The 12,730-nt window shown below is 64.6% G+C and carries 12 protein-coding genes; 4 read left to right on the top strand and 8 right to left on the bottom strand.

The genetic code is table 11. From position 1 onward, the window contains the following. Position 1: 1 nt before the first annotated feature. The 3 genes from atpG to ACSVDO_RS01430 are packed head-to-tail and all read left to right on the top strand — an operon-like array spanning position 2 to position 2,791. Positions 2 to 871, top strand: coding sequence for a F0F1 ATP synthase subunit gamma (gene atpG / locus ACSVDO_RS01420; protein WP_332549349.1), 870 nt, complete (start codon positions 2 to 4; stop codon positions 869 to 871). A 33-nt stretch (positions 872 to 904) separates the two neighbouring features. Further along, on the top strand, positions 905 to 2,314 hold the full coding sequence (atpD, locus tag ACSVDO_RS01425) for a F0F1 ATP synthase subunit beta (RefSeq protein ID WP_489594665.1): 1,410 nt from the start codon (positions 905 to 907) through the stop codon (positions 2,312 to 2,314). A 60-nt stretch (positions 2,315 to 2,374) separates the two neighbouring features. Further along, positions 2,375 to 2,791: a F0F1 ATP synthase subunit epsilon gene (locus ACSVDO_RS01430; protein WP_213304231.1), complete on the top strand. Its 417-nt coding sequence runs from the start codon at positions 2,375 to 2,377 to the stop codon at positions 2,789 to 2,791. Positions 2,792 to 2,857: 66 nt separating this feature from the next. Here ACSVDO_RS01430 and ACSVDO_RS01435 read toward each other — a convergent pair whose 3' ends face one another. The 4 genes from ACSVDO_RS01435 to ACSVDO_RS01450 all read right to left on the bottom strand — a co-directional run bounded on the left by ACSVDO_RS01435 (position 2,858) and on the right by ACSVDO_RS01450 (position 5,259). After that, positions 2,858 to 3,115 carry a putative periplasmic lipoprotein gene (locus ACSVDO_RS01435; RefSeq protein WP_332539531.1) on the bottom strand — a complete coding sequence of 86 codons (258 nt, stop codon included), beginning with the start codon at positions 3,113 to 3,115 and terminating at the stop codon, positions 2,858 to 2,860. 96 nt (positions 3,116 to 3,211) lie between these two features. Further along, positions 3,212 to 3,757 carry a TPM domain-containing protein gene (locus ACSVDO_RS01440; protein WP_489594666.1) on the bottom strand — a complete coding sequence of 182 codons (546 nt, stop codon included), beginning with the start codon at positions 3,755 to 3,757 and terminating at the stop codon, positions 3,212 to 3,214. A gap of 2 nt (positions 3,758 to 3,759) precedes the next feature. After that, the gene (locus ACSVDO_RS01445; protein ID WP_489594667.1) at positions 3,760 to 4,641 is read right to left on the bottom strand and encodes a TPM domain-containing protein; all 882 of its coding nucleotides are present in this window, start codon (positions 4,639 to 4,641) and stop codon (positions 3,760 to 3,762) included. 12 nt (positions 4,642 to 4,653) lie between these two features. Continuing rightward, positions 4,654 to 5,259: a LemA family protein gene (locus ACSVDO_RS01450; protein WP_332539528.1), complete on the bottom strand. Its 606-nt coding sequence runs from the start codon at positions 5,257 to 5,259 to the stop codon at positions 4,654 to 4,656. 125 nt (positions 5,260 to 5,384) lie between these two features. Here ACSVDO_RS01450 and ACSVDO_RS01455 point away from each other — a divergent pair, with 125 nt between their 5' ends. Next, positions 5,385 to 5,906 carry a DUF2946 family protein gene (locus tag ACSVDO_RS01455; RefSeq protein ID WP_332539526.1) on the top strand — a complete coding sequence of 174 codons (522 nt, stop codon included), beginning with the start codon at positions 5,385 to 5,387 and terminating at the stop codon, positions 5,904 to 5,906. 43 nt (positions 5,907 to 5,949) lie between these two features. On the opposite strand, the gene ACSVDO_RS01460 is transcribed toward ACSVDO_RS01455, so the two are convergent. From ACSVDO_RS01460 to ACSVDO_RS01475, 4 genes are all read right to left on the bottom strand, one after another. Beyond that, positions 5,950 to 6,474 carry a c-type cytochrome gene (locus tag ACSVDO_RS01460; protein ID WP_332539525.1) on the bottom strand — a complete coding sequence of 175 codons (525 nt, stop codon included), beginning with the start codon at positions 6,472 to 6,474 and terminating at the stop codon, positions 5,950 to 5,952. Positions 6,475 to 6,665: 191 nt separating this feature from the next. Then, on the bottom strand, positions 6,666 to 8,108 hold the full coding sequence (locus ACSVDO_RS01465) for an efflux transporter outer membrane subunit (protein WP_332539524.1): 1,443 nt from the start codon (positions 8,106 to 8,108) through the stop codon (positions 6,666 to 6,668). Beyond that, the gene (locus ACSVDO_RS01470; RefSeq protein ID WP_489594668.1) at positions 8,101 to 11,256 is read right to left on the bottom strand and encodes an efflux RND transporter permease subunit; all 3,156 of its coding nucleotides are present in this window, start codon (positions 11,254 to 11,256) and stop codon (positions 8,101 to 8,103) included. Before ACSVDO_RS01470 ends, ACSVDO_RS01465 begins: the two co-directional genes overlap by 8 nt. 11 nt (positions 11,257 to 11,267) lie before the next feature. Beyond that, entirely contained in the window at positions 11,268 to 12,578 is a 1,311-nt protein-coding gene (locus ACSVDO_RS01475; protein ID WP_489594669.1) for an efflux RND transporter periplasmic adaptor subunit, read from the bottom strand. Positions 12,579 to 12,730: the final 152 nt, after the last annotated feature.

The raw sequence follows: 12,730 nt of genomic DNA on the forward strand, positions 1-12,730 counted from the left end.
CATGGCAGCAGGTAAGGAAATTCGCGGCAAGATCAAATCGGTGGAAAACACCAAGAAGATCACGAAGGCCATGGAAATGGTCGCGGCATCCAAAATGCGCAAGGCGCAGGAACGGATGCTGGCGGCTCGTCCCTATAGCGAGAAGATCCGCAACATTGCAGCCCATCTTGGCCAAGCCAATCCCGAGTACGTGCACCCGTTCATGCAAGTGAACGAGTCGAAGAAGGTCGGCGTCATCGTGGTGACGACCGACAAGGGATTGTGCGGCGGCATGAACACCAACGTGTTGCGTGTCGTCACGGCCAAGCTGCGTGAATTGCAGGACCAGGGCATCTCTTCGGAGGCCGTGGCCATTGGCAGCAAGGGTCTGGGCTTCTTGAACCGTGTCGGCGCCAAGGTGGTTTCGCATGTCACGGGTCTGGGCGACACGCCACATCTGGAAAATCTGATCGGCCCTGTGAAGGTGCTGCTGGACGCGTATGCCGAAGGCAAGATAAGCAAGGTGTACCTGAGCTACACCCGCTTCATCAACACCATGAAGCAGGAATCGGTCATGGAGCAGTTGTTGCCCCTGTCGTCCGCGCAAATGCAGGCTGAACAGACGTCTGGTGCCAACTGGGATTACATCTACGAACCCGATGCGCAAACCGTCATCGACGAGTTGCTGGTTCGCTATGTGGAATCCCTGATTTACCAGGCAGTTGCCGACAACATGGCGTCCGAGCAATCGGCGCGCATGGTGGCCATGAAGGCCGCAACCGACAACGCAGGCAGCGTCATTAGCGAGTTGAAGCTGGTCTACAACAAGACGCGTCAAGCAGCGATCACGACAGAGTTGTCGGAAATCGTTGCCGGCGCCGCCGCTGTGTAAGCAGCTCAACCGACAAACTTATTGGAGCAAAAAATGGCTCAAGTGCAAGGCAAGATTGTTCAATGTATTGGCGCTGTGGTGGACGTTGAGTTTCCCCGCAACGCAATGCCCAAGGTGTACGACGCGCTCAAGCTCGAAGGTACCAACCTGACGCTGGAAGTGCAACAACTGCTGGGTGACGGCATTGTGCGTACCATCGCCCTGGGTTCGTCCGACGGTCTGCGTCGCGGCCTGATGGTCAGCAACTCCCACGCTCCCATCACCGTGCCCGTGGGCAAGGCGACCCTGGGCCGCATCATGGACGTGCTCGGCGCGCCCATCGACGAACGCGGTCCCGTGGACCAGACTTCGACGGCCCCCATCCACCGCACCGCTCCTGCGTACGACGAACTGTCGCCTTCGCAGGAACTGCTGGAAACCGGCATCAAGGTGATCGACCTGATCTCTCCTTTCGCCAAGGGCGGCAAGGTGGGTCTGTTCGGTGGCGCCGGCGTGGGCAAGACCGTGAACATGATGGAACTCATCAACAACATCGCGAAGGGCCACGGCGGTCTGTCGGTGTTTGCTGGTGTGGGCGAGCGTACCCGTGAAGGCAATGACTTCTATCACGAAATGTCCGATGCGGGCGTCGTGAACCAGGAGAACCTGAACGAGTCCAAAGTGGCAATGGTCTACGGCCAGATGAACGAGCCACCAGGCAACCGTCTGCGCGTCGCGCTGACCGGTCTGACCATGGCCGAAGCCTTCCGTGACGAAGGCAAGGACGTGCTGTTCTTCGTGGACAACATCTACCGCTACACGCTGGCCGGTACCGAAGTGTCCGCTCTGCTGGGTCGTATGCCTTCGGCTGTGGGCTACCAGCCTACGCTGGCCGAAGAAATGGGCCGTCTGCAAGAGCGTATTACGTCGACCAAGGTCGGTTCGATCACGTCCATCCAGGCCGTTTACGTGCCTGCCGATGACTTGACCGATCCTTCGCCCGCAACGACGTTTGCCCACTTGGATTCCACGGTCGTGCTGTCGCGTGACATCGCTTCGCTGGGTATCTACCCTGCGGTCGATCCGCTGGATTCGACCAGCCGTCAGCTGGACCCCCAAGTGGTGGGTGAAGAGCACTACCAAGTGGCCCGCTCCGTGCAAGGCACGCTGCAGCGCTACAAGGAACTGCGCGACATCATCGCCATTCTGGGCATGGACGAACTGGCTCCTGAAGACAAGCTGGCCGTGGCCCGCGCGCGCAAGATCCAGCGTTTCCTGTCGCAGCCTTTCCACGTTGCCGAAGTGTTCACTGGCGCACCTGGCAAGTACGTTCCCCTGGCGGAAACCATCCGCGGCTTCAAGATGATTGTTGCCGGCGAATGCGATCACCTGCCCGAGCAGGCGTTCTACATGGTTGGCACCATCGACGAAGCCTTCGAAAAGGCCAAGAAGCTGGCAGCTTGAGGCACCGGAGCCCGCAAGGGCTCCTGTCCCCCAGCCCAGTCTTAACCTTTAGGAGCAAAGATGAACACCATCCACGTTGATGTGGTCAGTGCCGAAGAGTCGATCTTCTCGGGTGAAGCGCGTTTCGTCGCGCTGCCCGGCGAAGCCGGCGAACTGGGCATTTACCCGCGCCACACGCCGCTGATCACGCGTATCAAGCCCGGCTCGGTGCGCATCGAGATGGCGGACGGCAGCGAAGAGTTCGTCTTCGTGGCCGGCGGCATCCTCGAAGTGCAACCCAACTGCGTCACGGTGCTGTCCGATACAGCCATCCGTGGCAAGGACCTCGACGACGAGAAGGCCAACAAGGCCAAGGCCGCCGCCGAGGAAGCACTGAAGAACGCCAAGGGCGAGCTGGACCTGGCCAAGGCCCAGTCCGAGCTGGCCGTCATGGCAGCGCAAATCGCTGCCCTGCGCAAGTTCCGCCAAAAGCGCTGAGCTTTTGCCGCGCAACAAAAAACCGCTCCTTGGAGCGGTTTTTTTATGTCTGAAGCGTTGGCCCGATCAGTCGCACTTGGCCTGATAGACATAGACCACGGCATTGTCCTTGGGGTCGACGACGCGGCGCTTGTGCAGCTGGGCCTTTTCGGGCGCAGGGCACAGGGCCTTGACCTGGGCTTCGCACTTGCGAGGATCGTCTTCCTTGAGCTTGCAGCTCAGCACATAGTCATAGACCACGGGAGTTTCGGTGCTGCTGTTGCCCAGGCTGGCACAGCCGGTCAGGCCGAGGAGGGTGGCTGCAATGACTGCCAATGTCTTCATGGATAGCTCCGGTATTGAAAAGGGAATGCAGCAACGCTATCACATGTAGTGACACCTGTGACCAAGCCTGCGAGCCATGTTTCACCTGGCGGCGTTTCAGGGCCTGAAGCCATGGCCTGTACGCAGGCGCACCGGCGCATCGGGCAGTTCGTCACCATTGAGGGGCGCAGCGCCCGCATCCACTTTGAAATGCGTGTGCAGCAGCGCCGTGACATAGCCCAATGCCTGGGTCAGCCCGTCTTCATAGTGACCGTCATGGAATGCCGTGCCCATTTCCTGCGCCAGCTTTTCCCAGGTGTCGGCGGGAATGACGCGCGTCAGGCCGCGGTCGGCAATGATCTCGATCGCATGGTCGGCAAGCAGCAGATAGATCAGCACGCCGTTGTTGTGCTCGGTGTCCCAGACCCGCAGCTTGCCGAACAGCGCGACCGCGCGTTCGCGCGCCGAAGCGTCGCGCCACACATAGGACAGCGGCAGGCCGGCCTCGACGCAGATGCGGATCTCGCCTGTGTGGCGCTGCTCGCTCGCGGCAACGCGCCGGCCCAGGCGGTCCAGCAGTTCATCGGGCACAGCGGCCTGCATCCGGCCTTCGGCCCAGCGGTGGCGCAGCAGGCGCGCGAGGCGTTGCATCCAATTGCGCATGTTCACCACCTCCCCGAGGCGCCGCCGCCACCAAAACTGCCGCCGCCACCGGAGCTGAAGCCGCCGCCACCGAATCCGCCCCCGCCGCCGAATCCGCCGCCACCGCCGAACCCGCCACCGCCAATATGCATTCCCTTGCCGTTGGACAGCAGCGTGATCAGCAATGCAATGACGCCAGCGCCGCCGGCGAGCAGCAGGCTGGTGGTGAGCCAGAAGGCGACCGCACCCGTGCCTGCACCCATCAGCACGGCGCCCAGGCGGTTGCCGAAGATGGCGCGCGCCATCGGCCGCAGCACCGACACCGCGATGAACAGGAAGATCGCCAGCGATTCGAGGTCCAGGTCGCCCTTGGCCTGAGAAGATTTCTTGCCGGGCGGCAGCAGCTGCTCGCCCGCGATCAATTTGCCTATCTGCGTGATCCCGGCACTGAGCCCGCCCGCGTAGTCATCGGCGCGAAAGCGCGGCTGCATGGTCTCGTCCAGAATGCGTGCGGCCGCGATATCGGGAATTGCGCCTTCAAGCTTGCGTGCGACTTCGATGCGCATGCGCCTGTCGTTCTTGGCGACCACGACCAGCAGGCCGTCGCCGACCTCGCGCCGGCCGATCTTCCAGTCGCTGGCGACGCGGTAGGCATAGGCTGCAATGTCTTCCGGCGCCGTAGTGGCAACCATCAGCACCACGACCTGTGAGCCATGCTGGCTTTCAATCGCCGCGAGCTGGGCTTCGAGCGCCGTGCGATCGGCCGCAGCGAGCGTGCCGGTCTGATCGATGATGCGCGCGGTGAGGGCGGGAACGGGCTGCAGCGCCTGTGCACCGGCTTGCAGCGGCACGCAGGCAATCAGCAGCAGGGTCAGCAGCCAGCGCCAGGCCAGCGTGAATGGCATGGGGTGCCCGAATCAGCGTGCGGGGGCCGGGGCGGGCTTGGAGAAGTCCACGCTGGGCGGTGCGGAGATCTGGGCCTCGTTTTGCACCGTGAAGTTGGGCTTGGGCGCGTAGCTGAAGACCTTGGCCGTGAGGTTGGTCGGGAAGCTGCGCGCGAGCACGTTGTAGGCCTGCACGGTCTGGATGTACTGGTTGCGCGCGACGGTGATGCGGTTTTCCGTGCCTTCGAGCGTCACGCGCAGATCGCGGAAACCCTGGTTGGCCTGCAGCTGCGGGTAGCGTTCGGAGACCACCATCAGCCGCGACAACGCGCCCGACAGCTCGCCCTGGGCCTGCTGGAACTTGGCGAAGGCCGCGGGGTCGTTGATCAGTTCGGGCGTGGCCTGTATGGATGTGGCCTTGGCGCGCGCTTCGATCACCTTGGTCAACGTTTCCTGCTCGAAATTGGCTTCGCCCTTGACGGTGGCGACGATGTTGGGCACCAGATCGGCGCGGCGCTGGTACTGATTGAGCACTTCGCTCCAGGCGGCTTTGGACTGTTCGTCCAGGCGCTGGAAATCGTTGTAGCCGCAGCCCGTGAGGGCCAGGGCCGTGAACAGAATGGCGAGAAGGCGTTTCATAGTAGGCTTGTGCTGGCACCCGGTGACGGGCGAGATGGCAGCCAAGGCTGCCGGTGCAGACGATTGTGCCGCATGTACCCTGGTAAGGGTAGGTAGGAGCAGGCCGCGAACCAAAGGAGACCGTGATGGACGATATCGTGAAACAGGCCATGGCCAAATGGCCCAATGTGCCCGACTGCTTCGGCTGGCTGGGACTGGATGCGCGCGGCCAGTGGTTCCTGCGTGACGACGCAGTGCAGGCGCTGGGCGCATTCCCGCAGAGCAAAGGCTCACTTCTGGAGCATGAGAAGCTGCTGGCCTTCATTGCACGCAACTATGCGAGCGATGATCTCGGGCGCTGGTTCTTCCAGAACGGGCCGCAGCGCGTCTATGTGGAACTCGAGGCCGCGCCGTTTGTCTGGCGCTTGCAGCCCGGCGGCGAGGTACAGGCCCAGACCGGGGCGCTGGCCACGCCCCAAGCGTGTCTGGTCGACGAGCAGGGCCGGGTCTATCTGGTGACAGAGCTGGGCCTGGGACTGGTGCACAGCCAGGATGTGGGACTGGTGGCCGATGGGCTGGAGCAGCAGCGCTGGCCGCAGGAGGAGGTCCTGGCCAGCAGCCTGCCCGCGCGTTTTGGCTTTGTGCCCAGCCCCGCGCAGCAGACCTGAAACGCCGGCCCGCAGGCCTCTTTGCCCGCAGCGTGCCGCGGTATTACTTCGCCGCTTCGCCTTCGGCCGCCGCAGGCGCCTGGGGCTCATCGAACTTGCCGCCGGCCGCATTGGCCATGAAGACCACGCCGCGCGCGATTTCGGTGTCGTTGAAGTCGCCGCCGCCCTGGGGCGCCATCGCGCCCTTGCCCTTAAGCGCCGAGGTGACCAGTGCCTCGAAGCCCTGCGCCAGGCGCGGACCCCAGGCAGCGGCATCGCCGAACTTGGGCGCACCGGCGACGCCAGCCGCATGGCAGGCCGCGCATTGGCCGTTGTAGACCGCTTCGCCGCCGCGCAGCGGACGGTTGGCGTCACGGATTTCGATCTGCCCCACTTTTTGCAGGCGCTGGGCCTTGGCCATCTCGGGATTGCCTACGCCCGGGCCGGGCTTGCTGCCGGAGTTGACGAACATCACCAGGCCGATGATCACCAGGACCGGAATCACAAAAGAGAGAAAGACGGCGATCAGCAACTGCTTGGGGTTCTTGATCGGGCCTGCATGGGCTTCTTCGTGGGGGGTGGCACTCATGACGTCCTCAATATTTTTAGGGGTATAGACCAGCAGGGAATTATATGGGGCGCCTGTCGTCCGGTGGCTGCGCGTTTCCCCGTGCGTGTGCACTACGGCAAACAAGCTGCACGGGACATGATCTGGCGCAAGAAAAAAGGCCATGCCCCGGAGGTCATGGCCTTTGCTGTGCAGCCGCGCGGGCGCGGATCTCAGCGCTGGGCTGCGGGGGCCGGCGCGTTGCTGGCCAGCGGTGTGGGCGAATTCACGCCCCCGCCCAGCGCCTTGTACAGCAGCAGCTGGTTCTGCAGCTGGGCCAGGCGCACCTGCACCACCGATTGCTCGAGCGTGAACAGCGTGCGCTGGGCATCGAGCAGATCGAGGTAGCTCGACACGCCGTTGGTATAGCGCAGGTCGGACAGCTTCAGGCGCACGGTTTCTGCCTCGAGCTGGGCGCGCTGGGCGCGTTCCTGCTCCTGCAGCGCGGTCTGGCTGTCGAGTGCGTCCGAGACTTCGCGGAATGCGGTCTGGATGGCTTTCTCGTACTGGGCGACCGCGATCTGGCGACCGACCTGGGCGGCGTCGAGGTTGGCGCTGTTGCGGCCAGCGTCGAAGATAGGCAGCAGTGCCGACGGTGCGAGCGAGAAGCCCCAGGCGCCGCTCTTGAACAGCCCCGAGAGTTCATTGCTGGCCGTGCCGACCTGGGCCGTGAGCGCGATGCGCGGGAAGAAATTCGCGCGCGCCGCGCCGATGTTGGCGTTGGCTGCAATCAGCTGCTGCTCCGCCTGACGGATGTCGGGGCGCTGTATCAGCAGATCGGACGGCAGGCCCGCGGGCAGCGGAGCCAGTGCCGGCGCCTGGTCCAGCCGGGTGTTGGTGATGCCGGCGTTGATTTCGGGCGGCAGCGACTGGCCCAGCAACAGCGTCAGTGCATTGGCGTCGAGCGCGCGTTGGCGCTGCTGCTGCGCGAGCGTGGCGCGCGCGGCTTCGGTCAGCGACACCGCCTGGCGATAGTCAAGCTCGGATGTCGCGCCGGCGTCGAAGCGCAGCTTGGTCAGGCCGACCGAGGCTTCGCGGGTCTCGAGCGTGCGGCGCGAAATGGCCAGCAGCTCCTCGTCGGCCAGCAGCGTGTACCAGGCGCTGGCGACCGATGCCACCAGGCTCACCTGCGTGGCGCGCATGCCTTCCTCGGTCGCGAGGTACTGTGCCAGGGCCTGCTGCTTGAGGCTGCCCACACGACCGAAGAAGTCGAGCTCCCAGGCCGTGGTCTGCAGGCCCACGCTGTAGGCGTTGGCATAGCCGCCGTTGACCGTATCGGGTGCGCGCGACGCCGTCATGCCGCCCTGAATGGTCGGGAACTGGTCGGCGCGCGTGATCCTGTACTGGGCCCGGGCCTGCTCGATGTTCAGCACCGCGACCTGCAGGTCGCGGTTGTTGGTCAGCGCCAGGCCGATCAGCTGCTGCAGGCGGGCATCGGTGAAGTAGTCCTGCCAGGGCAGGGCGGCAGCCGCCTGGGCGCTCGCGCCTGCCCCTTGCGGGGCGCTGCTGTAGCTTGCGGGCACGGGCGCCGCAGGGCGCTCGTAGGTGGGAATGAACGAGCAGCCGGCCATCAGCAAGGCCGCTGCGAGCGCTACGGGAGTGCAGCGGTTAATCATGGCGCAGGGCCTCCGGGTTGTGGGCAGAAGCTTCGGGAGGATTGATGTCCTCGGCATGCTTCTTGCCCTTGAAGAGCGAGCGGACGATCACAAAGAAGACGGGCACGAAGAACACCGCCAGCACGGTGCCGGTGATGATGCCGCCGAGCACGCCGGTGCCGATCGCGCGCTGGCTGGCCGAGCTTGCGCCCGAGGCCAGGACCAGCGGCACCACGCCCAGGCCGAAGGCCAGCGAGGTCATGATGATCGGGCGGAAACGCAGGTGGGCGGCTTCGATCGCGGCCTGGACCACGCTCTTGCCCTGGGCCTGCAGGTCCTTGGCGAACTCGATGATCAGAATCGCGTTCTTGGCCGTCAGACCGATGATGGTGATCAGGCCGACCTGGAAGTACACGTCGTTGGAGTAGCCACGCAGCAGCGTGCCCAGCACCACCCCGAGCACGCCCAGCGGCACGACCAGAATCACGGCCAGCGGAATCGTCCAGCTCTCGTACAGCGCGGCCAGGCACAGGAACACGGCCAGGATGGCGAAGCTGTACAGGATCAGCGACTGCGAGCCGGCCAGCTTTTCTTCGTACGACTGGCCGGTCCACTCGTAGCCGAAGCCGTCGGGCAGCTGCGCGACCATGCGCTCGATTTCCGCCATCGCGTCACCCGTGCTGTAGCCCGGTGCGGGCATGCCGGTGAGCTTCATCGCGGGGTAGCCGTTGTAGCGCAGCGTCTGCTGCGCACCGACGACCCAGCGCGTGCTGGCAAAGGCCGAGAACGGCACGGGCTGGCCCTGGGCGTTGGGCGCCGTGAGCTGCATCAGGTCTTCGCCCTGCATCCGCGCAGGCGCATCGGCCTGCACGATCACGCGCTGCAGACGACCCTTGTTCGGGAAGTCGTTGACGTAGCTCGAGCCCAGCGAGGTGGACAGCGTCGAGTTGATCGCGCTGAACGCCACACCCAGCGCGCTGGCCTTGTCGCGGTCGATGTCGATCTGCAGCTGCGGTGCGTCTTCCAGGCCTTCGGGGCGCACCTGTGTCAGCACCTTGCTTTGCGAGGCCATGCCCAGCAACTGGTTGCGCGCATTGACCAGCGCGGCATGGCCGTTGCTGCCGCGGTCCTGCAGGCGCAGCGTGAAGCCCGACGAGTTGCCGAGTTCGGGAATGGGCGGCGGGCTCAGCGCGAACACGAAGGCATCGCGCACGCCCGACATCGCTCCCATGATGCGGCCCGCAATCGCGTCGGCCGAATGCTCCGCGCCGTGGCGTTCGCCCCAGTCCTTGAGCGTGATGAACGCCAGGCCGGCATTCTGGCCCTGGCCCGAGAAGCTGAAGCCCAGCACGCTGACCATGCTCGAGACTTCGGGCTGCTTGAGCGCAAACTTTTCCACTTCCTCCATCACTGCCTGGGTACGTTGCAGCGTCGCGCCTGGCGGCAGCTGGACGTTGGCGATGACCGTGCCCTGGTCTTCACCGGGCAGGAAGGAGGTGGGCAGGTTCTTGAAGACCAGCGCTGCGGCGCCCAGAATGGCGACGTAGATGACAAGATAGCGGGCGGCCTTCTTGAGCATGCGCGCGACCACGCTTTCATAGCCCTTGGCGGTCTGGCTGAAGCGGCGGTTGAACCAGCTGAAGAACTTGTTCTTCTTGGCGTCGTGGTCCACGGGCTTGAGCAGCGTGGCGCACAGCGCGGGCGTCAGCGACAGCGCCATGAACGCCGAGAAGGCGATCGAGGCCACCATCACGGTGGCGAACTGGCGATAGATGTTGCCCGTGGAGCCGGCGAAGAACGCCAGCGGCACGAACACCGAGATCAGCACCACGGTCACGCCGATGATGGCGCCCGAGATCTGGCCCATCGCCTTGCGCGTTGCGGCGCGCGGCGGCAGCTTTTCCTCTTCCATGATGCGCTCGACGTTCTCGACCACCACGATCGCATCATCCACCACGATGCCGATCACCAGCACCATGCCGAACATGGTCAGCACGTTGATCGAGAAGCCCAGGGCCAGCAGCGTGGCAAAGGTGCCCAGCAGTGCGATGGGCACGACGATGGTCGGGATGATGGTGTAGCGCCAGTTCTGCAGGAACAGGAACATCACCAGGAACACCAGTGCCACGGCTTCGACCAGCGTCTTCGCGACCTGCTTGATCGAGATGCTCACGAAGTTCGAGCTGTCGTAGGGAATCGACCATTCGACGCCTTCAGGGAAGAACTTCTGCAGCTCCTCGAGCTTGGCGCGCACGTCCTTGGCGGCGGCCAGCGCATTGCCCGAAGGCGAGAGCTGGACACCGATACCGACGGCGGGCTGGCCGTTCAGGCGCGCCGAAGTCGACAGGCTTTGCTGGCCGATTTCAATGCGCGCCACATCTTTCAGGCGCACGGTCGAGCCGTCGGTCTGGGCGCGCAGCACGATGTTGCCGAACTGCTCGGGCGTGGACAGCTGGCCGCGCACGGTGACCGTGGCCGAGATCGACTGGCCGGTGATGTTGGGCAGCTCGCCGATTGCGCCGGACGCGACCTGGGCGTTCTGCGACTGGATCGCGGCCGTCACTTCAGCCGACGACAGGTTGAAGCCCTGCAGCTTGGCTGGGTCTATCCAGATGCGCATCGCCTGCTCGGAGCCGAACAGCTGCACCTGGCCGATGCCGGTGACACGCTGGAGTTCGGGCACCAGGTTGCGGGTCGCGTAATCGCCCAGCGCCGTCGTATCCCATTCCGGATTCTTCGATGCCAGCATCGCGAACAGCAGGAAGTTGGCGGCCGACTTGTCGACCTTCACACCCTGCTGTGTCACGGCTGCGGGCAGGCGCGGCGTGGCGCGCGACAGGCGGTTTTGCACGTCGACCTGGGCCAGCTCGGGGTTGGTTCCCTGCGCGAAGCTCACGGTGATCGAACCCGTGCCGTTGGCCTGGGCGACCGACTCCATATAGAGCAGTCCGGGCGAGCCGTTCATCTCGCGCTCGATGACGGACAGCACGCTGTCTTCCAGGGTCTGGGCGGAAGCACCGGGATAGGCGGTGCTGATGACGATGGCCGGAGGGGCCACGGGCGGGTATTGCGCAATCGGCAACTGCGTGAGTGAGACTGAGCCCATCACGATGATGAACAGCGCGATCACCCAGGCAAAGATGGGGCGCTCAATAAAAAACTTGGCCATGACGGATGCCTTTACTTGTCAGCCGCTGCGGCAGCCGGGGCTGCGGCAGCCGGTGCGGCCTGGGCCGCTGGAGCTGCGCCCGCAGGAGCCGCTGCAGGGGCGGCGGCCGGTGCGGAGCCGGGCGCGGTCCATGGCACCGGCGTCACGGGCGTGCCCGGCGGCAGCATCTGCAGCTTCTGGAAGCCGTCGACCATGACCTTCTCGCCGGCCTTGAGGCCATCGAGCACGATCCACTGCTGGTTCTGCGCGGCGCTGACCTTGATGTTGCGCTTGGAGATCTTGCCGTCGTCGCCGACCACGGACACGGTGTCGCCGTTTTCACTGCGCGTCACGGCCTGCTGGGGCAGGGTGATGGCGTTGACAGCCTGGGCCTGTTCGACCTGCACGCGTACATAGAGGCCTGGCAGCAGCATGCCCTTGGGGTTGGGGACTTCGGCGCGCAGCGTGACCTGGCCGGTCGCGCTGTCGACCGACAGGTCGGTGAACAGCAGCTTGCCCGGACGCTCGTAGACGCTGCCGTCTTCCAGCACGATCTTGACGCTCGCAGCGTCGTTGCCGGAAGCCTTCTTCAGCTTGCCTTCGGCCATGGCCTTGCGCAGCTTGAACGCTTCGCTCGACGACTGGGTGAAATTGACGTAGACGGGATCGATCTGCTGGATCACGGCCAGCGGAGTGGCCTCGCCCTGGCCGACCAGCGCGCCTTCGGTGACCAGCGACTGGCCGATGCGGCCCGAGATCGGCGCCGTGACCTTGGCATAGCCGAGACTGATCTCGGCCGTGCGCACGTTGGCCTTGCCGGCGGCGACATCGGCCAATGCCTGCTTGTATGCGGCTTCGGCGTTGACGAAGTCCTGCTTGCTGATCGCATTGGCGGCGACCAGGGGCTTGTAGCGTTCGAGCTGGGCCTGGGCCTGGGCCAGATTGGCTTCCGAGCGTGCGAGGGCCGCGCGCGCGCTTTGTGCCGCGGCTTCATAAGATGCGGCGTCGATGCGGTACAGCGCCTGGCCGGCCTTGACGTCGCTGCCTTCGCGGTACAGGCGCTCCAGCAGGATGCCGGCGCTGCGGGCGCGCACCTGGGCGACGCGCGAAGCTTCGACGCGGCCAGGCAGTTCAGTGACCAGGCCTACATCGCCAGGGGTAGCGACCACGACACCGACCTGCACCTGGGGCGCCTGGCCGGCAGCGGCGGGTGGCTTGCCTTCGGCAGCCTTGTCGCCACATGCGGCCAGCGTGAGCGCGGCCGAAATGGCCAATGCCAGGGATGCGTGGCGATATAAGCGACGGGGTGGTTGGGCGTCGGGCGCGTGGCGCGTGCTGTGCATGGTTTTTCCTAGGAATGAATCAGCGTCGGAGCATGCAAGGCGTGCGTGTCAATATGACGAGCGCAGTCGCGCAATGCCCCTGAAAAGAGCTTGGCGATTGTACATACATCCATGAATGTATAATAAGACCCCTGCCTGAACTGAGGACATTG

The organism is Comamonas sp. DB36, assembly GCF_057914905.1.

What these genes read in the sequence shown, in the direction of transcription:
- atpG (WP_332549349.1), top strand. Translation starts at nt 2, where the DNA reads ATGGCAGCAGGTAAGGAAATTCGCGGCAAGATCAAATCGGTGGAAAAC.
- atpD (WP_489594665.1), top strand. Translation starts at nt 905, where the DNA reads ATGGCTCAAGTGCAAGGCAAGATTGTTCAATGTATTGGCGCTGTGGTG.
- ACSVDO_RS01430 (WP_213304231.1), top strand. Translation starts at nt 2,375, where the DNA reads ATGAACACCATCCACGTTGATGTGGTCAGTGCCGAAGAGTCGATCTTC.
- ACSVDO_RS01435 (WP_332539531.1), bottom strand. Translation starts at nt 3,115, where the DNA reads ATGAAGACATTGGCAGTCATTGCAGCCACCCTCCTCGGCCTGACCGGC.
- ACSVDO_RS01440 (WP_489594666.1), bottom strand. Translation starts at nt 3,757, where the DNA reads ATGCGCAATTGGATGCAACGCCTCGCGCGCCTGCTGCGCCACCGCTGG.
- ACSVDO_RS01445 (WP_489594667.1), bottom strand. Translation starts at nt 4,641, where the DNA reads ATGCCATTCACGCTGGCCTGGCGCTGGCTGCTGACCCTGCTGCTGATT.
- ACSVDO_RS01450 (WP_332539528.1), bottom strand. Translation starts at nt 5,259, where the DNA reads ATGAAACGCCTTCTCGCCATTCTGTTCACGGCCCTGGCCCTCACGGGC.
- ACSVDO_RS01455 (WP_332539526.1), top strand. Translation starts at nt 5,385, where the DNA reads ATGGACGATATCGTGAAACAGGCCATGGCCAAATGGCCCAATGTGCCC.
- ACSVDO_RS01460 (WP_332539525.1), bottom strand. Translation starts at nt 6,474, where the DNA reads ATGAGTGCCACCCCCCACGAAGAAGCCCATGCAGGCCCGATCAAGAAC.
- ACSVDO_RS01465 (WP_332539524.1), bottom strand. Translation starts at nt 8,108, where the DNA reads ATGATTAACCGCTGCACTCCCGTAGCGCTCGCAGCGGCCTTGCTGATG.
- ACSVDO_RS01470 (WP_489594668.1), bottom strand. Translation starts at nt 11,256, where the DNA reads ATGGCCAAGTTTTTTATTGAGCGCCCCATCTTTGCCTGGGTGATCGCG.
- ACSVDO_RS01475 (WP_489594669.1), bottom strand. Translation starts at nt 12,578, where the DNA reads ATGCACAGCACGCGCCACGCGCCCGACGCCCAACCACCCCGTCGCTTA.